The sequence below is a fragment of the Paraburkholderia sp. MM5477-R1 genome, from assembly GCF_050436385.1.
In the GTDB taxonomy this organism is placed as follows: Bacteria; Pseudomonadota; Gammaproteobacteria; order Burkholderiales; family Burkholderiaceae; genus Paraburkholderia; species Paraburkholderia tuberum.
The window spans coordinates 525,000-543,075 of record NZ_JBNDMC010000005.1 but is presented as its reverse complement, the minus strand read 5'-3'; the positions used below and the strand labels follow the sequence as shown (position 1 = coordinate 543,075).

The window sequence follows — 18,076 nt, the reverse complement described above, 5'->3', positions numbered from 1 at the left end:
ACGCGAGGTGCCTGATGAGGCCGCGATGGTCGATAATGGCCGCCCATTTTTTTCAGTCGTGGTGCGTGCATGAATCGATCCGCTAGCGCGGCAGCGAAGCTGCCTGAACATGAGCGTCAGGACCTGGCGGTTCGGGCATTGGCGGGATCCGAGACGATCAGCGCGCTGGCCGCGCGGCACGGCGTGAGCCGCAAATTCGTCTACGCGCAAACGCGCAAGGCCGGCGTCGCGCTGGCGGACGCGTTTGCGTCAGCGGTACCGGAGGATGAAGTGCTGTTCGAGTTGCCGGTCAGCCAGAGGTGGCTACGCCAGGTGATGGTCGCGCTGACGCTGATCTGCCGCAGCTCGTATCGCGGCGTGGTGGAGTTCATGCGCGACTTGCTGGGCGTGTCCACCAGTGTGGGCAACGTTCACGACGTGCAGCAATGGGCCGCGCAGCAAGCGGCCGCGCTCAACCGCGAGCAAGACCTGTCCGGCATTCGCGTGGGCTTGCACGACGAGATCTTCCAGGGCTCGCGGCCGGTGCTGGCCGGCGTCGATGCCGAGTCGACCTACTGCTACTTGCTGGCGGCCGAGGCCCATCGCGACGGCGACGCCTGGGGCGTGCACCTGCTGGACGCGGCGCAGCAGGGACTGGCGCCCGACTACACGATTGCCGATGCCGGCCAGGGCCTGCGCGCCGGGCAGAAGGCCGCCTGGGGCGACACGCCGTGCCATGGCGATGTGTTCCACATCCAGCGCCAGTGCGAAGGACTGGCCAACACGCTGGGCAACCTCGCCAGGGGCGCCCGGTCGCGGCGCGAGAAGCTGCAAGCCAGGCTCAACCAGCCGCGCTCGCGGGGGCGCGCCGGCGGCTTCGCTGCCCAGCTGAGGCGGGCACGTCGGACAGAGGCGCAGGCGCATCAGCTAGCCTGCGACATCCGCACGCTGACCCAGTGGCTCAGTCATGACATCGTGTCGCTGGCGGGTCCGCAACTCGCCACGCGGCAAGCGCTGTTCGACTTCATCGTCGAGGAATTGGGCGTGCGCGAAGCGCTGGATGCGCGCCGCATCCGCCCGGTGCGCATCGCGCTGCAGAACCAGCGCGATGACCTGCTCGCGTTCGCCGGCGTGCTCGATGAGAAGCTCGCCGCGATCGCGCAGCGCGCCAACGTCTCGGATGAGCTCGTGCGCGCCGCGTGTGTGCTGCATCGCAAGCCGCGCACCTCACCCGCGTACTGGCAGGGATGGGGCCGGCTACGCGCCAGACTGGGCGGCCAGTTCCACGCCGTGTTCGCCGCGGTGTCCGAGGCCATGGCCCACACGCCGCGCAGCAGTGCGCTCGTCGAAAATCTGAACTCGCGCTTGCGCAACTTTTTCACGCTGCGTCGCCATCTGGGCGCCCCTTACCTCGACCTGCTGCGCTTCTTCCTGAATCATCGGCGCTTCGTGCGCAGCCGCCGGGCCGAGCGTCAAGGCAAAAGTCCGTGTGAGTTGATGACGGGGCGGGACCACCCGCACTGGCTCACGATGCTGGGACTCGGACCACTTCAACCGCGGCAAGCCTGAGCGCGGGAGGTCGATACCCAAGACCTCCAAATCCATCGGGATACTAATCAAAAATCAAAACACCGCCCTCCACGAGCGGTGCGGCTCAGCTCGTCCGTGTTACCCAAAATCGGCGCTTTTCGAACCACGCCCGGTCGGCGGCGTTTCCTATGTCGCCACCGGCGACGACGTCGGCGGCGTGAAGCAGACGTTCGCGGCCACGCCCAAGTGCGAGCCCACGGTGAAGTCGGGCAAGTGGACCGGCAAGCTCAAGACGACCGGAGACTGGACCCGAGGTCTTCATCGATCCCTCCAGCCTGCTGAAGGCTGCGGGTCGGCCTCCTCTGTACGCGCAGCCTGGACGATCTTGTCGAGTCCCCGGGGCCACAAGGCCCGGGCGGCTCGAGTCGCGTTGCTGACCGTGGGGCATCGAGTGGATCACGTCATCCCGCACATGTCGGTGTGCCAGTGAGTGCTGCCCTTTCCGACCCCGCCGCGCTAGTTGCTGGCCGTGAGCCGGAACTTGTCACGCCAGTGAGGTACGATCAACGGCGAACGCCGGGCGGGATATGCTGAGACCATAGCGTTCACGAGAATTCACGATCTCACATGTGCAAAGTCAATTGAGGCGCGTTGTGTGCGTTGTCGAATAGCCGCAGCGAACAGCACCGCAATGAAGAGGGAGACGCCCATCAACAGGTAAGATGCGTGAGGGGAGCCCGTTGGACCGGTCAGTAGCCCCACAAGATAGCTACCACAAAAAGCGCCCAAAGCGCTAAGGCTGTTTATGAGTGCAACGGCACCGCCGATGACGTTCTTCGGCAAAATTTCCGGGATGAGGGCGAAGTAAGGGCCGCCTGGAACGTACATTGATACCCCTGCAATTGTAAGTAAGAGGAACGAACTCCAGAAGTGCGAAGAGCCAAGTAGCCAAAGTCCAAAGAAGGTCGCTGATGCGAGCGACAGGGATGTCGTGATGAATATCTTTCGGTTTTGCAGGCGATCAGAGAGCCATGCTGTTGGCAACATGACGAACACTGCACAGAAGTAGGGAACCGAAGCCAGCCAGCCCGTACTGACCATGCTCAACGAAGACGCCGATCGAAGTATGGACGGTAGCCAGATCAGAAACCCCGTGAAGCCGATGGACATAAAAAACATCATGCCGCCAAGTATCCAAACCGCGGATGTTCTGTACGCTTCCCGATAGTTCTTTATCGGATTCAACAGCTTTTGCTCTTCAGCGAGAGTGGTTTGAAGGGTCGCCTTTTCCTTCTCGCTCAACCAGCTGACTTGCTCCGGACGATCGCGAACAACAAGAAACCAAACCACGCCCCAAAGTACGGCAGGAAGACCTTGCGCCACGAACATAATGCGCCATCCATATGCTTGGACGAGATAGCCCGAACCGATCGACATCCACAGCACGGTTACCGGGTTGCCGAGAAATAATGCAGCGTTGACACGGGACCGCTCGCGCTTGGTGAACCAATTCGATACCAGAATGAGAATTGACGGCATAACCGCACATTCAACGACTCCAAGTGAGAATCGGATCAGCATCAGAGTCGTGACGTTCGATACAGCACCGGTTAGCGCGGCCAGCACTCCCCACGCCACAAGACATACAGATAAGACTCTCCTGACGCTGTATCGTTGGATAGAGACGCCGATAGGGATCTGAAAGATGAAGTAACCTAGAAAAAATAGTGATCCGATGAGTGATGAAGTGGCCTGTGTAATGCCCAGATCGACGTTAATTCCGGCCGCGGCCGCGAAGCCGTAGTTTGCCCGATCGAGGAAAGCAAGGCTGTAAGTAAAGAAAAAGAGTGGGGTGAGAATCCACCACCGCTTGTCGGACCACCGATTGATGTGCATCACTGTCTCCAAATCTCTGTTATTGCAGATTTATCTGCTTCGCGATAAGCGATGGTGACGGAGGCAGTATTCGATCCTTGTTTGAAGATCGAATACTGCGATCCACGGCGACGGGGCGTCTCCGTCAAACGCCTGCGACTTATCAAGGTTTAGAATCCTCTGCCGCCTGGATGTGAGACGTTTCCCCACTGCTCAGCGGTGCGAGGGTTGATCGAAAATTTGATCGTGACTGTGCTGAATTCGATCTCGAAGGGACGAGCGATGTCGACGCGCTCGGTAAACTCAAGCAGGCCGAGCATCGTATTGCCTTTTGGAACTTGCTGCCCGTTCAGATACGCTATGTTCACGATGCGGCCGGTGTAACGATGGCCGTCTTGAACAATCGCGGCGTGGGGATCAATCGTGAGTGTGCGCGTCGCTAGCCCCATCATGTAGAAACAGGTGCCCGTTAGCGCAGCTTCAATTTGAAGCGCCTGACGAGCCGGATCTTCGCGCCATAGCGCTTCAATAGTCCGGTCCGAGAGCAGGGTGACCCAAAGTGGACCACCCGGCAAGACTGCGGGTTCTGAAAATGCGGACAATACAGCTTGCTCTTCCGCCGATATTGAAGCTTCATTCTTGATTGCGAGGTAAGCTGTCGCAGTTTCGGGTTGTTTTGCGCACTGCGGTGTCATTTTGGCCTCACGATCAAGATTGAGCATGGTTGAGGAGTCGGGAGAACGTTATCCGTCGAAGAAAGGATGCCGCTCGAACGATCTCTCGCTAAGACGAGCACCGCGTCTTCTCCCATATTTGGAAAGGCCAACCAGGAAGCATCGTCATTCATAGCAAAGACGCGCGCACCCGTTTGGACCTTTTGCCACAATGTCTTGTCATTCCAGTCAATGACGTAGTCGTTTTCGAGAACGGAACGAGCGCTAGTCTCGGAGGACCCCAGAAATGTCAAGTGGCCGTCCTGTTGGTCAATCGAAAACGCCGCGACGCTTTCGGACGTGCGATGGTTTGCATACAAAAATAGTCCATCGGGGCTCACGTGAAGATGTGCGGCGCCGATTTTGATCGTTGAGTCACTGGGAAGCAACGAAATGGACTGTTGGAGATGAAGTGACCCTGAAACAGCTCGAGTTAATACGTGAACCAGCCCGCTTTCTTCTGAGACCACGTACACACAATCGTTGAACGGATGTGCGGTTAGATGTCGGGGTCCATGGTCTCCCTCAAATTGCAGAAAAGGGGTTGCAGCAGGGATAATGCGAGACGTCGACGGATCGAAGTCATAGACATATATCCTATTTAAGCCACGGTCTGCCACGTAAAGGCTTTTGTTGTCGGCAGAAAACGCGAGGCCATGTGCACGTGACTTTGACGAGCCAAAATCTGATTCCGGAACGCCATGCTTGATGTTACTAATAACATCGCCAATCGCCCCGTCTTCTCGGATTCGATATGTGACGACATTTCCCTCGTAAAAATTGACGAGCGCGAGAGTGTTACCTGTAGCATCGGTGCCTATTTCCGTGGGCATATCGCCGAGGGAATCTACGCTGTTGAGCTTTTTCAGCGCGCCCGTCTCAGGGCAAATTGAATAGGACGTGAGGCCCGCTCGCGGTGCCCCAGGGAAGGGCCAGCTCCGGGTACTTATGCCGCCGTTGAACTCAGTCGCATATAGGTATCGCCCGTCGGGCGTTGTGGCCAAATCAGTCGCTGAACATACCGTCTCTGCGACCAAGCCCAATGGAGTAAAAGACCGGGCATCGCCCTCGACTCGCCACGCATATATGCCGCGAGAGAATCCGAGCGTTCCTCTCGCGGCGACGTAGTTCCAACCACCGACGTATAAATATTGAGCCATATTGACCTGTTTTGTAAATATTCAAACTTCCTCGCGACTTGGTTACCGGATGCGTTCATGAGAAGACTGAGTGTTCATCAACGTGTACCTCTAGAAGACTTTCTATATTCCTTTGCGTATCGACGGAAAAATATCGGTTCGCGTCCATTCGAGGCACCTGATAGAGCTACCCAATGCGATGATTGGTAATCGGAGTCGGTGCAGCTCGGCTAGTCACTGATGAAAAGGGCATTGGAACGTCGTGCTAGAAAAAGTGACGAATCCCGATCCCGAACGCATTCGGATCTGCGCCGACGGTCGAAGGTGCAATGGCAATTGCACCGCCGAAGAGAGAGAAGTTACCGGTAGAGTTGTTCCAGACACGACCGTAGTCAGCATACACGAATGTGCTCTTTGAAAGTGGATGTTTGTACGAGATGCCAAACACCGTCCCTCGCCCCACTTCGCCCGTTGGATTGTCTTGAGCGAGGCGCTGCACCTGAACTTGCAAGGTGTCTATTCCAATCTGTACACCAGCACCCAGCCAGGCGTCCCAGGCGCTTACAGGCGTGCCTTCTTTCCAATATCCTCCAGACGCTTCAAAGATGCCAAACTTGTATCTTCCGCCAAACAGATAGTCCCAGCGATCAGAGGTTGAACCGGTAAATGCAGGTGGGGAGCCCGCGATATTGGCGAACGTCGCTCGCTGATATGACGCGGCGAGCGTCAGGTTTTGCTTTTCAAAGACGCCGCTTACCCCGAACAGACGCCCCGCATTCGTCGGAGGGTTGCCTATGCCTCCCGGACTTTGGTCTCCGAGACTGTAGGTCAAGTGTACGGTTAATCCGTACAGATTTGGGCTGATGTAAAAAACAGCGTTACTGACCCGACCGAAATGCTCAACGCCGCCAAGACCAATCACTGTGTTGGCGTTACCGAGCGATTGCAATTGAAAGATATCAGCTTTCACCCACGCATAGTAGGAGGGTGAGAAGTCGCGTCCGACGACCAACGTTCCAAATGTGTTGCTATTAAGCCCAACGATTGCTCGTCGATCGAAGCCGGTGCCAGGTAATCCATTAGGAGCCGCTGGAGTAGCGCTCGAGTAGTTCCCAGAGTAAGAGGAGGCGGCACCTGTGTTAATAGCAAAGCTCGACTGCAGGTCGAAGATCGCTGCAAGGCCGCCACCAAGGTCTTCCCTTCCTTTAAAGCCGAAGAAGTTCGGTCCGTCCAACCCCGAGGTCTGTGAAAATGAATGCGCACCACCGCCATTGTCAATATACGCTAGCCCGGCGTCGAGCATTCCGTAGAGAAGGACGTATGATTCAGCTTTGGCGGGCGTGCTTGCAAGCACAAGCAGCGTCACTGAAGCAGTCGCGAGGTGTCGGAACTTTCGTCGGCAAGGGCGTCGCCGGGAAGTATGAATGTCTCGTGTCATATGTATTTGGTATGTACAACTATTAAAGTGAAGGTTGGTGGTGGTGCGAAGGTGGACGGTTGCCCGGTATTGAAGGCCAGTATTGCAATGAATTTATTCGATGTACAGCTACTGTTTGTTTTCGACTCGAAACCAAATAGAACAGGAAAAACGTTCGCTTGGCGGATTTCTCGGGAAGTGGTTCATCCAAACCAGGCGGCTCCGCCTTCAGTTGAATCGGTGGGCAAAAAAGCGAAGCGCGCCATAATCCCACCTCGGATTCCCCCCGCGTCACAATGGTTGTCGCCTGGATAAAATTGGAATCTGGGGGCGATAAAGAGAGAACAAGTTGGCGCGTTACGGAAAGACATTCAAGGACAGGGCAGTGGCGCGGTTGCTGCCGCCGGAGAGCGCATCAGTGGAAGAGGTTGCGCGAGAGATCGGTGTGGGCGCGCAGACGCTGGAGCGCTGGCGCAGTGATGCGCTGTCCAGGCCCGCTCGCGAGCGGGCCTGGACAGCGGCCGCGCGTTTCGAAGCGGTGTTGAGCACGGCAGCGATGGACGAGACGGCCCGCAATGCGTGGTGCCGCGAGCATGGCGTGTATCCGCAGGTTCTGGCGCAGTGGCGGCAAGCGGCCACGCAGGCGCTGGCCGAGCCCGAAGGGGCCCGTGCGAGTCCACAGCAGACGAAGCAGGACCAGCGTCGCATCAAGGAACTGGAACGCGAACTGCGGCGCAAGGAGAAAGCACTGGCCGAGGCAGCCGCATTGCTGGTTCTTTCAAAAAAACTCGGGGCGATCTTCAACACGGACAAGGGCGAGGACGAATGATCGGCCTCGAAGATCGCCAGTTCCTGGCCCGGGAAATCGATTCGGCAAGACTGGCTGGCGCACGGTTGCGCCTGGCCTGCGAGGTGGCCGGAATCGACGTGCGTACCCTGCAGCGCTGGAGGGCCAATCAAGGGCTCGTCACTGGCGACGCCAGGCCCGGCGCGATGCGCCTGCTGCCCGCGCACACCCTGAGCCCGCAGGAGCGGGAAAACGTGCTGCGCGTAGCCAGCGAGCCGCGCTTTGCCGACATGCCACCGGCGCGCATCGTGCCGATGCTGGCTGACGAAGGCGTGTATATCGCCAGCGAATCGACCTTTGCACGCGTGCTGCGCGAGCATGGGCAGATGAGGCGCCGTGGCCGTGCCAGAACTCCTTCGAGCGGCCGGCCGCCGACCACGCACGTTGCAACCGCGCCGCGCCAGGTGTGGTGCTGGGACATGACCTATTTGCCGGCAACGGTCACAGGGCGATGGTTCCACCTGTACCTGATTCTGGACCTGTACAGCCGCAAGATTGTCGGCTGGGAGGTGCACGACAGCGACGCGGCCGAACACGCTGCTCATCTCGTACGTCGTACGGCGCTCTCCGAAGGCATTGCCGCCCTTGAGGCCCGGCCGGTGCTGCACGGCGATAACGGGGCGACGCTGAAGGCCACGACCGTGCTGGCGATGCTGCACTGGCTGGGCATCAAGCCGTCGTACTCGCGCCCCCGGGTCAGCGACGACAACGCCTATGCCGAGGCGCTGTTCCGAACCGCGAAGTACCGGCCGGAGTTTCCGGTCACAGGCTTCGAGGACCTGAACGCTGCTCGCACCTGGGCTGCCGGCTTCGTGCAGTGGTACAACTTCGAGCATCGTCATAGTGGCATCCGCTACGTGACGCCTGCGCAGCGTCACGCCGGTGACGATCGTGCGCTTCTCGCCGCTCGGCATGCACTGTACGAGAGGGCCCGCGAGCGCAATCCGGCCCGCTGGTCGCGCCACACGCGCAACTGGACACCGGTTGGTGCCGTGACGCTTAACCCCGAACGCGACTCAGTCGTCGAGATGGCGTCGATCAGCGCAAATAAACAGCCTCTGGCTGCATGAGTGAGGCGACAACTTGCTTGACGCGCGCCGGATTATCGGCGGACATTCTTACTCAATGGGGTTCGATAAGACCCGGCCGCGACCAGGTCGTGTGAAATTTTGCGCGGAAAACGGATTTTCCCACGCCTTGAAGGCTCAAGTGACTAATGGCGGCTAGGCAGATTGAAGCGAATGACAATCGTTAGCAGATGAGCGCTCATCCAATAGACTACGGATTGTGTCATAGTTGAAGCGTGGCGAAATCAACTCCAGAAAGTCGAGAGCAGATCTCGTAAGGTACGATTCCCGCCTGAGTAAAAGGCTGCTTACTAGAGGGCTGAACAGTTGCCGTAAGTCGCGCGCGCGTAGCAAGGTGTCGGTCGTTTCGGAATAGGCAATGGCGGGAATGATAGCTACGCCCAGTCCCGCAGATGCATAGCTCTTCATGACCTCTGCGTCACGAGCCTCGAGAACATAGTCGACGGATAGGCCTGCGTCACGGAACTTTCGATCAACTTCCTCCATACTCGCGGCATTCGCAATGATCGGATACTTAGCCAGTTCTTCTAGCGTGACGCAGTCCGCAGTAAGGATGGCGTGTCCCGGCTTCGCCACCACAACTTGACTAAGTTCGAGAAACGGTTGGGAAACGATGTCGACGTCGCACGGAACCGACGATTCCAGGGAGATTCCGAAATCTGCTTTCCCAGCGAGTACGGACTTTCTGACCGAGGAAACAGTTCCCTGAAGAAGATTAAATTGGGCCAGCGGGAAACGCTTTCTAAACTCGGCGATAGCTTCCAAAAGTACGTATCGCGCATGAGTGTAGGTCGTGGCGATTACGACCTTGCCTCGTCCTTCAGTACGAGCGTCCTCCGAGATTTTTCGAATATTTTTGGCTGCATTCAATGCGGTCCGAGACCACCGAAGAACCTTCTCTCCACTTCGTGTGAGACCAACGAACTTCGCACCGGCTCTCAAGAAGAGGGCAAATCCCAGTTCTGCTTCAAAAAGCCGCAATTGTTTGCTTATTGCCGGAGGAGTGGCATGGAGTGTAGCTGCCGCGCGCGCCACATTGAAGTCGCAGTCCACCGTGGTTATAAAGCATTGCATCTGGCGAAGCTTCATTGTAGTCACGCCGGTAGTTAGTCATTGGAGCGCTGTCGGGCGAGCCATCTGATCCTCACGGGAGCGAAACTTGCCGCAGAAGAGCAGGAGAATGGAACTCAGAAATGCGACCGACATGATAATTAAGAGACCAACGGTGTAGGACCCCGTCCAATCTTTGACTGTACCCATTAGAGTGGGTGCAAGAATTCCAGAGATGGAGCCGACTCCATTGATTATGCCCAGCCCTGCCGCTGCTTCCGTTCCAGACAGCATCTGTGTAGGAATAGCCCAGAAGACCGGTGAGAAGGCGTAGACGCCACCAAAAGTCAAACTAAGACCGAGCAAGCCTGCGACAGGGTGATGACTGGTGAGGTAGCAAGCGCAGCCAATGAGAGCGACGAACACCGCCGTGACGGCGTGGAAAAGGCGCTCACCTGACTTATCGGAGCTATATCCCCACAGCAGCATGAAAATTGCTCCGACTGCGAAAGGTACACCTGCCAACATTGCGGCGACGGTTCCGCTAAGACCAAAGCCTTGAATAATTTTAGGTAGGAAGAAGATGAGCCCAAATGGGAGGCACGACACGCCAAAATAGACAGCCGTAAAGAGTGCGATGCGCGGGCTCATCCACGATCGCCTTTGAGTTTGAATGCGCGGCTGACGCTGATTGTTCTCCTCATCCAACTGGCGCCTAATCCAACGCTGCTCCTCTGGACTGAGCCAGCGGCTCTCTTCCACTCGCGCAGGGAGGGCGAAGAGAACAACCATGGCAAGAAGGCACGAGGGCAGTGCTTCAAACACGAATATGTTCTGCCAACCTGTTAGGCCGAGGAGTCCATGCATGTGTAAAAGAAACGCCGAAATCTGCGCCGCGATCAATGCCGCAAGTGGGTGAGTCACAAGCAGTAGGCTGAGTACACGGCCGCGATACTTCTCCGGAAACCATGTCCCTGCGATGAAGACGACGGTCGGCGCGAATCCGGCTTCTGCGGCACCCATGGCCAAGCGGATGACGTAGAAGGTGCCGGGCGTTTTCACGAGGGCAAGTGATGCGCCAAGGACGCCCCAAATGAACATCGTCAGCGCGATCCAAAAACGGGCACCCAGCTTAACGAGGGCCAGGTTGGACGGGGCACCCATCAACATATAGGTTAGGAAGAAAATTCCGGAGCCAAATCCGAACTGGGCGCCGGTAAACTTGAGTTCGCGAGTCATTTCGAGACCGGCATAGGCCACATTCATCTGACTGAACGCCTGTAACACCGAACCCAGCGCCAGGATTGGGACTACCCACCACATCAGTTTTCGAATCGTGCGGGATTCAATGGTCATCAACGTCTCCGGAAGGTATTAGGTCGTCGTGGATGCGCCTCCACGAGCGAACATTTTTCAGCCAAGGTAGCCCCTTACTTCTATTATGGGAAGTGGCGAAATTTCGATACGATCCATCGCGCACACCGATAGGTGCGGTTGTCCCGCAGCAGATGTCTATCCCCAAGAGGACGCAGGCGACACACAACCGGGCCTCGGGGGCTCAAATGAGGGAAAGCACTTAGCCGTGGGTGGTCATTTGACCAGGTGACCCCAATTTACCAGTTCGCGGGACGTCATTATTCTGAAGTTGACGACAATTGTGAGTAGGCGAAAAACTTGGCAGTCGCGACGCGGGACGCGTCCCGCAAAGTGACGTGCGAGCGCTTCTTGATGTAAGAAAAATGACAGTGTTACAAGGGGGGTGCGGACAAAATCATGGACTACCGGAGGTAGTCCATGTACTCGTACGAAGACCGCATTCAAGCGGTTCGGCTTTATCTGAAGTTGGGAAAACGCATCAGGGCGACTATCAGACAGCTGGGTTACCCGACCAAGAATTCTCTGAAAGGCTGGCATCGCGAATACGAACAGTGTCATGATTTGCGGATCGGCTATGTTCGTGCCGCGCAGAGGTATTCGGCCGAACAGAAGCAGGCTGCCGTCGATCACTATCTGAACCATGACCGATGTGCTGCCGCAACCCTGAGAGCTCTGGGCTATCCGAGTCGTGGGACGCTTGCCGCCTAGATCGAAGAACTGTGCCCCCAGATCGGAAAGCGTATTGTTGGTAGAGTGGCTGGCAGCGTTGCGAGATGAGCTAACGTCAAGAGTGGTGTATGAACATTTTGATGGCGGTCGATTTCAAGCGGCGAGTTTCTGCTGAACCGGTCGATCGTCTTGCACCGGTTCGCCGTCCTTGAAGGCCACACCCTCGAGCAACAGCTTGATCTTTTCCGGGCCGTTGATACGGCGCCAAGTTTTCTCGGCTTCCTCAATCAGCTTGAATGCCAGGCCGAGGAAGGTAGGTCGCGACACGCAGTTACGCGTACGTGTCGTACGGTGGCGCACCGTCGCGAACGTCGATTCAATCGCGTTGGTGGTACGCAGATGCTGCCAATGTTCGGCGGGGAACTCGTAGAAGGCCAGCAAGCTCTCTCGGTCCTTCTTCAGCGTCTCCGCCGCCTTCGGATATTTGGCCGCATAGATCGACACGAAACGATCGAACGCGGCATGGGCTTCGGCACGCGTCGCGGCCATCCAGATCGATTGCATGTCGGCCTTCGCGCGCGCCTGCTGCGACTTGGGCAGCGCGTTGAGCACGTTGCCCATCTTGTGAAACCAACAGCGCTGACCACGCGTTGTCGGAAACACTTCCTCCAGCGCCGCCCAGAAGCCCATCGCGCCGTCGCCGACCGCCAGCCGTGGACCCGCCTTCAGACCGCGCTTTTTCAGGTCGAGCAACAGTTCCAGCCACGATGCTTTCGTCTCGCGATACCCATCGCCGATCGCCACGCGCTCTTTGCTCCCATCCGGCCTCACGCCGATGATCACGAGCAAGCATTGACCGTCCGAGTTCTCGCTGCGCAGCCCGGTGTGAATGCCGTCCACCCACCAGTACACATAGTGTGATTCCGACAAGTCCCGCTTGCTCCAGGCCGCATGATCTTCAGCCCATTGCGCCTTCAGCCGACTCACCACGTTGGCCGACAAGCCCTTGGCGTCATCGCCCACGAGCACCTTTAACGCTTCGCCCATGTCGCCCGTCGAAATACCCTTCAGATACAGCCACGGCAGGGCTGCGCTTACGCGGGGCGACTTCCTCACGTACGGCGGCACGATCGTCGAGTTGAACTTCACGCCGAATCCTGATCGATCACGCACCTTCGGTACCTTCACCTGAATCGGCCCGGCCGCCGTCAACACATCGCGTTCCGGCAAGTAGCCGTTGCGGACCACCGCGCGCTGTCCATGCATGGTCTTGACGTTCGCGAACCGCTCCATCAGCTCTGCCAGCTCCGCTTCAATCGCTTGTTGAATCACTTGCCGTGCCCCTTGACGAACCAAATCGTCCAGCCCCAGGCCGGCGCCCAATAGACCGACAACTGCTTTTTCCGTATCCTTGCTCATGGTGGATGGTTTGTTGTTTGCTGGTTTCCGACTTCGACAATCAGATTCTCAGCTGAAACCTCCACCGCCTTCAACTTCCCGCCTCAACTCCCCCGTACACCAGATTCGACTTTAGCTCTTGCGAGATCGCGGGAGGCCAAGCAGGCGGCGGTCATCGAACTCTGCACCAGAGAGGAAAGCGCACGCGTAGTTGCCCAGAAAGCTGGCGTGAGCAGGCCGATGCTATACAACTGGAAGAACCAGCTACTCGGCCGGGAGGTCCTGCATCCATGAAGCGCAAGAAGAAGCCAGCACCAGACCATGAGCGTGCGGAGCTGGAGCAGCAGGTCGAATCGCTTCGACGCGACATACGGAAGTTGGAGCTCGAGCGCGACATCCTCAAGAAGGCGAACGAACTGGTAAAAAAAGGAATGGGCATCGACCCGCAACTCCTGAGCAACCAGGAGAAGACGATGCTGGTTGATGCCCTGAAGCAAACCTATGCGTTGCCGGAATTGCTAGCCGTCCTGGGGCTTGCGCGCAGCTCCTACTTCTATCACCGTGCACGTCTGCTTGTCGCTGACAGGTATGCGGCTGCGCGTCGCGTCATGGCAGACATCTTCGAGCGCAATCACCGCTGCTACGGCTGCCGTCGAATCCGCGCGGCATTGATCAGGCAACAGGTCTTCATCTCGGAGAAGGTGGTGCGACGTTTGATGCGACAGGAAGGTCTGACCGCTGCCACGGCCAGACGACGTCGCTACGGCACCTATCGTGGAGAAATAAGTCCCGCGCCGGAGAATCTCATCAATCGTGATTTCCGTGCAGCCGCCCCGAATCAGAAATGGCTGACCGACATTACCGAATTCCAGATCCCGGCTGGCAAGGTATATCTGTCGCCGGTGATCGACTGCTTCGACGGTCTCGTCGTGAGCTGGTCAATCGGCACGCGGCCAGATGCTGAACTCGTCAATATCATGCTGGATTCAGCCATCGAGTCGGTGGCTGATTGTGATGAGCGGCCTGTGGTCCACTCCGACCGCGGTGCGCACTATCGTTGGCCGGGATGGCTATCCAGGATGCACGATGCCAGGCTCACGCGCTCTATGTCACGCAAAGGATGCTCGCCTGACAATGCAGCCTGCGAAGGCTTCTTCGGGCGGCTCAAGACGGAGCTGTTTTATCCTCGTGACTGGCGGGCGACGACCGTTGAACACTTCATTGAGGTCCTCGACTCTTACATCCGCTGGTACAACGCAACGCGGATCAAGGTCTCGCTCAGCTCTCTCAGCCCCCTCGAATACCGGCAAAGTCTCGGAATTGCGGCATAAACCAGTCCAAGATTTTAGCCGCACCCCCAAGCGCACGCGCAAACGGGAATTTCTCAATGAGATGCGACGTGTTGTGCCCTGATTGAAGCTGATTGCGCTGATTGAGCGGCACTATCCCATGGGCGACACCGGTCGGCCGCCGTTCCGATTGCAACGATGCTGCAAGGTTGATCGCGTTGAAAAGGCCATGGTCCAAGACGCACTCGCACGCCTTGGAAAACGTTCGTCGGGCGGATTGTTAGATAGCCGGGGAGAACTAGGGCGTTTTGTTGATCATGTTTCGAGGGTTACCCTTGATAAATTCAGCGATGTTGTCGATCAACTGGTCCGCGAGCGTCTGAATGGCCTCCTCACTTGCCCACGCAACGTGAGGGGTCAAGATGAAGTTGGGACGATCGAGAACTGCCGTAAAGGGGTGGTCTTCAGGCAGTGGTTCTTCAGTGACGACGTCGAAACCGGCCCCCGAAATCTGGTTCGACAACAAGGCGCGGACCAATGATGGCTCGTTGACAAGTCCGCCGCGCGCAGTATTGATAAGAATGGGTCTGCGTTTCATCTGCGCGAACTCCTCATCCGCGATCAGATCGCGGGTCGAGTCGATAAGTGGGCAATGCAGCGTGATGATGTCGGAATCCTGCAGCACCTGCTCAAAAGGTGTGTAGAGGGGCCCCATGTCAGTTCGACCCTTGTATGCAGAAAACAGAACGCGTAGGCCCAATGCACGGGCGATACTCGCTGTAGCAAGACCGAGTGCACCATCGCCTACGATACCGATGGTCGACGCGGCGAGATTGCGGATCGGAAAATCAAAAAAACAGAACTGTCCGGATTTGGCCCAGCGACCGACACGCACTGCGTCGCGATAGGCCACGAGGCTGCGGCGTAGCGCAAAAATCAAGGCGAAGGTATGTTCAGGGACGGTATGTGTCGCGTAGTTTCGAACGTTGCACACGGCAATATTGCGATCGGTACATGTCTGCAAATCGACATTGTCTGACCCAGTGGCCGCAATCGCCACAAGCTTGAGCTTTTCGGCTGCGGAAAGGTCGGCCGCGCTCAGTTTCACCTTGTTCGTTATCACGATATCGGCATCACGAATTCTTTGACCGATCTCATCGCCCGATGTCCGGTCGAACAGCTGTAGTTCGTGCGCAAACGGAAGCTCTTTCAGCCTGATGGATGGCGGAATGGTCGCGCGATCGAGGAACACAATCTTTAATGGGGATGTCGGGTTCGACATTGGCAATTCCTTGATGTTGTCGTCATTGACTAAGGATCAGATGCACCAACGAGCGGGTATCGGCATCGCGATTGCCCCAAAGCTCGCCTATGCCCCCGAACACGGTACACAGTTAGGGGCTCACAACCTTCGACATCTCTCACGCCACTTGTAGGCAGCGTTGCTGTGAAAGTACACGTAATTGTCGTGTTCCGCGTTCGCTTTTCTCGAACTGGTTTCGCCGTGTTTGGACCGCGCAACATACGCCGAATCCTCGACGATCGTCCGCGACGGCGCGATCAATTTTCACCCTCAGCTTTCCACCTTGATGACGCCGCGCCTGACCTGATCGGTTTCAATAGACTTGAACAGCGCCTTAAAGTTACCCTCGCCGAAACCATCGTCCCCTTTACGCTGGATGAATTCGAAGAAGACGGGGCCAAGAACCGGCTTGGAGAAAATCTGCAACAGAAGACGCGGGGTGGCCATTTTCGACCTTGCCATCCAACAGAATCCCGCGCGCCCGAAGTTCCGTGACCGGTTCACCGTGATCGGGAATTCGATCGTCGAGCGCCTCGTAGTAGAACTTGTTTGGCGCGTCCATAAGCGAGACGCCGGATGCTTTAAGGCGATCGATAACTGACAACAGGTCGTCGGCCAGCAGCGCGATATGCTGAATCCCCTCGCCGTTAAATGCCATCAGGAACTCTTCGATCTGGCCACCGCCCTTCGCCGATTCTTCGTTAAGAGGAATTCGGATCTTTCCATCCGGTGCCGTCATCGCGCGCGATGTGAGGCCGGTGTATTCGCCCGAAATGTCAAAGTAGCGAATTTCGCGGAAATTAAACAATTTTTCGTAAAAGGCCGCCCAGTGCGCCATTCTCCCGCGGTAGACGTTATGCGTAAGATGATCCACCAAACGAAGCCCAAGTCCCGTGGGATGTTCGTCCACGCCATCGACGAGCTCAAAATCAATATCGTAAATTGCCTTGCCGCTTTCGAACCGATCAATAAGGTAGATCGGTGCGCCCGCAATCCCCTTGATGGCCGGCAATTTGAGCTCCATGGGGCCGGTCGCAATCTCGATCGGCTCGGCCCCAAGCGAAAGCGCGCGGGCATATGCGGCGTGCGAATCCTTGACGCGAAACGCCAATCCACACGCACTGGGTCCATGCTCTGCAGCAAAATATGCGGCGTGACTGTTGGGTTCGCGGTTGATAATGAAGTTGATCTCACCCTGCCGGTACAGCACAACGTCCTTAGAGCGATGTTTCGCGAACAGCGTAAATCCCATTGCTTCAAATAGCGGCTCCAATACTCCAGGTTCGGGCGACGCGAATTCTACAAACTCAAAGCCCATTAGCCCCATCGGGTTTTCAAAAAGATCGCTCATGGAATATCTCAATCAGTTGAGGAAAACGACGTTACGCGAAGAATCCACGAAGCCGGCAGTCGCCGCCGCCGTGCTCCAGCATTTCCCCGCGTATCCTATTCAAGCGCGTCAACGAGACTGGGGACCAATTCGAACAGATCGCCGACCAGACCGTAATCCGCGACGCTGAAAATCGGCGCTTCCGGGTCTTTGTTGATTGCAACGATGACCTTCGAGTCCTTCATCCCGGCCAGATGCTGGATCGCGCCCGAGATGCCGACAGCCACATACAGTTGCGGCGCGACGATCTTGCCCGTCTGACCGACCTGATAGTCGTTCGGCACGTAGCCGGCGTCGACGGCGGCGCGCGACGCGCCCATCGCTGCGTTGAGCTTGTCGGCAAGCGGCTCCAGCATCTTCGTGTAGTTCTCGCCGCTGCCCAGACCGCGGCCACCCGACACGATGATCGATGCCGACGTCAGTTCCGGACGGTCCAGCTTCGTCACTTCACGGCTCACGAACTGCGAGATGCCTTGATCTGCCGCTGCTTCGATCTTTTCGACCGATGCGCTACCGCCTTCTGCCGCGACCGGGTCGAAACCCGTCGAGCGCACCGTGACCACCTTGATCGGATCAGCCGACAGCACGATCGCGATCGCGTTGCCCGCGTAGATCGGGCGCTCAAACGTGTCGGCGGAATCGGCTGCCGTGATGTCGCTGATCTGCGCAACGTCCAGCTTCGCCGCGACGCGCGGGGCGATGTTCTTGCCGTAGGCCGTCGCCGGCGCCAGGATGTGCGAGTAGTCCTTGGCGATGTTCAGCACCGTCGCTTCGACGTTTTCCGCGAGACCCGCTTCAAGTTGCGGCGCATCGGCCAACAGAACCTTCGAAACGCCCGCAACCTTGGCCGCCGCTTCCGCTGCAGCCTGCGCGTTGTGACCGGCGATCAGCACATGAATATCGCCACCGATCTTCTGCGCGGCAGCCACGGTGTTCAGCGTCTCCGCCTTCAGCGATGCATTGTCGTGTTCGGCAATTACCAGAATCGTCATTTCGTCCGTCTCCTGCGTTG

At 57.5% G+C, this 18,076-nt stretch carries 11 protein-coding genes and 4 pseudogenes; 5 read left to right on the top strand and 10 right to left on the bottom strand.

The genetic code is table 11. The annotated features are described in order from the left end of the window. Nucleotides 1-69: 69 nt before the first annotated feature. Nucleotides 70-1,548, top strand: a complete 1,479-nt coding sequence (locus OKW35_RS14845) for a hypothetical protein (protein WP_429552440.1) — start codon at nt 70-72, stop codon at nt 1,546-1,548. Nucleotides 1,549-2,124: 576 nt separating this feature from the next. Here the strand turns inward: OKW35_RS14845 and OKW35_RS14840 are convergent. The 4 genes from OKW35_RS14840 to OKW35_RS14825 form a co-directional block, all read right to left on the bottom strand. Further along, nucleotides 2,125-3,405 carry an MFS transporter gene (locus OKW35_RS14840; protein WP_429552439.1) on the bottom strand — a complete coding sequence of 427 codons (1,281 nt, stop codon included), beginning with the start codon at nt 3,403-3,405 and terminating at the stop codon, nt 2,125-2,127. Between the two features lie 149 nt (nt 3,406-3,554). After that, the gene (locus tag OKW35_RS14835; protein WP_429552438.1) at nt 3,555-4,106 is read right to left on the bottom strand and encodes a hypothetical protein; all 552 of its coding nucleotides are present in this window, start codon (nt 4,104-4,106) and stop codon (nt 3,555-3,557) included. Continuing rightward, nucleotides 4,076-5,257, bottom strand: a complete 1,182-nt coding sequence (locus OKW35_RS14830) for a lactonase family protein (protein WP_429552437.1) — start codon at nt 5,255-5,257, stop codon at nt 4,076-4,078. The genes OKW35_RS14835 and OKW35_RS14830 overlap by 31 nt, the downstream gene beginning before the upstream one ends. A 244-nt stretch (nt 5,258-5,501) precedes the next feature. After that, entirely contained in the window at nt 5,502-6,602 is a 1,101-nt protein-coding gene (locus tag OKW35_RS14825) for a porin (RefSeq protein WP_429552436.1), read from the bottom strand. A gap of 400 nt (nt 6,603-7,002) precedes the next feature. On the opposite strand from OKW35_RS14825, the gene OKW35_RS14820 reads away from it, so the two are divergent. After that, a protein-coding gene (locus OKW35_RS14820) for an IS3 family transposase (RefSeq protein WP_429552435.1) occupies nt 7,003-8,570 on the top strand; the annotation gives its coding sequence in 2 pieces (ribosomal slippage) (nt 7,003-7,441 and nt 7,441-8,570; 1,569 coding nt in all). Nucleotides 8,571-8,723: 153 nt separating this feature from the next. Here OKW35_RS14820 and OKW35_RS14815 read toward each other — a convergent pair. Then, on the bottom strand, nt 8,724-9,677 hold the full coding sequence (locus OKW35_RS14815; protein ID WP_429552434.1) for a LysR substrate-binding domain-containing protein: 954 nt from the start codon (nt 9,675-9,677) through the stop codon (nt 8,724-8,726). Nucleotides 9,678-9,698: 21 nt separating this feature from the next. Beyond that, nucleotides 9,699-10,994, bottom strand: a complete 1,296-nt coding sequence (locus OKW35_RS14810; protein WP_429552433.1) for an MFS transporter — start codon at nt 10,992-10,994, stop codon at nt 9,699-9,701. 438 nt (nt 10,995-11,432) lie between these two features. Between OKW35_RS14810 and OKW35_RS14805 the strand changes: the two are divergent. Then, a pseudogene (locus OKW35_RS14805) lies at nt 11,433-11,720 on the top strand (IS3 family transposase); the annotation flags it as partial. 117 nt (nt 11,721-11,837) lie between these two features. On the opposite strand, the gene OKW35_RS14800 reads toward OKW35_RS14805, so the two are convergent. Continuing rightward, nucleotides 11,838-13,103: an IS256 family transposase gene (locus OKW35_RS14800; RefSeq protein ID WP_090812446.1), complete on the bottom strand. Its 1,266-nt coding sequence runs from the start codon at nt 13,101-13,103 to the stop codon at nt 11,838-11,840. Nucleotides 13,104-13,241: 138 nt separating this feature from the next. Here OKW35_RS14800 and OKW35_RS14795 point away from each other — a divergent pair. Together OKW35_RS14795 and OKW35_RS14790 are read left to right on the top strand one after the other, a co-directional pair. Beyond that, nucleotides 13,242-14,413, top strand: a pseudogene (locus tag OKW35_RS14795) (IS3 family transposase); the annotation flags it as partial. Next, nucleotides 14,403-14,578, top strand: a pseudogene (locus OKW35_RS14790) (IS5/IS1182 family transposase); the annotation flags it as partial. The pseudogenes OKW35_RS14795 and OKW35_RS14790, both read left to right, overlap by 11 nt. Nucleotides 14,579-14,669: 91 nt before the next feature. On the opposite strand, the gene OKW35_RS14785 reads toward OKW35_RS14790, so the two are convergent. The 3 genes and pseudogenes from OKW35_RS14785 to OKW35_RS14775 all read right to left on the bottom strand — a co-directional run bounded on the left by OKW35_RS14785 (nt 14,670) and on the right by OKW35_RS14775 (nt 18,056). After that, on the bottom strand, nt 14,670-15,653 hold the full coding sequence (locus OKW35_RS14785; protein ID WP_429552432.1) for a D-2-hydroxyacid dehydrogenase: 984 nt from the start codon (nt 15,651-15,653) through the stop codon (nt 14,670-14,672). A gap of 291 nt (nt 15,654-15,944) precedes the next feature. Further along, nucleotides 15,945-17,025: pseudogene (gene hppD, locus OKW35_RS14780) on the bottom strand (4-hydroxyphenylpyruvate dioxygenase). Between the two features lie 95 nt (nt 17,026-17,120). Then, a complete protein-coding gene (locus tag OKW35_RS14775) occupies nt 17,121-18,056 on the bottom strand; it encodes an electron transfer flavoprotein subunit alpha/FixB family protein (protein ID WP_429552431.1) in 936 nt (311 codons plus the stop codon). Nucleotides 18,057-18,076: the final 20 nt, after the last annotated feature.

Bases quoted from the DNA above. Each gene is read 5' to 3' on its own strand.
- OKW35_RS14845 (WP_429552440.1), top strand. From the start codon at position 70: ATGAATCGATCCGCTAGCGCGGCAGCGAAGCTGCCTGAACATGAGCGT.
- OKW35_RS14785 (WP_429552432.1), bottom strand. From the start codon at position 15,653: ATGTCGAACCCGACATCCCCATTAAAGATTGTGTTCCTCGATCGCGCG.
- OKW35_RS14810 (WP_429552433.1), bottom strand. From the start codon at position 10,994: ATGACCATTGAATCCCGCACGATTCGAAAACTGATGTGGTGGGTAGTC.
- OKW35_RS14835 (WP_429552438.1), bottom strand. From the start codon at position 4,106: ATGCTCAATCTTGATCGTGAGGCCAAAATGACACCGCAGTGCGCAAAA.
- OKW35_RS14775 (WP_429552431.1), bottom strand. From the start codon at position 18,056: ATGACGATTCTGGTAATTGCCGAACACGACAATGCATCGCTGAAGGCG.
- OKW35_RS14830 (WP_429552437.1), bottom strand. From the start codon at position 5,257: ATGGCTCAATATTTATACGTCGGTGGTTGGAACTACGTCGCCGCGAGA.
- OKW35_RS14840 (WP_429552439.1), bottom strand. From the start codon at position 3,405: ATGCACATCAATCGGTGGTCCGACAAGCGGTGGTGGATTCTCACCCCA.
- OKW35_RS14815 (WP_429552434.1), bottom strand. From the start codon at position 9,677: ATGAAGCTTCGCCAGATGCAATGCTTTATAACCACGGTGGACTGCGAC.
- OKW35_RS14800 (WP_090812446.1), bottom strand. From the start codon at position 13,103: ATGAGCAAGGATACGGAAAAAGCAGTTGTCGGTCTATTGGGCGCCGGC.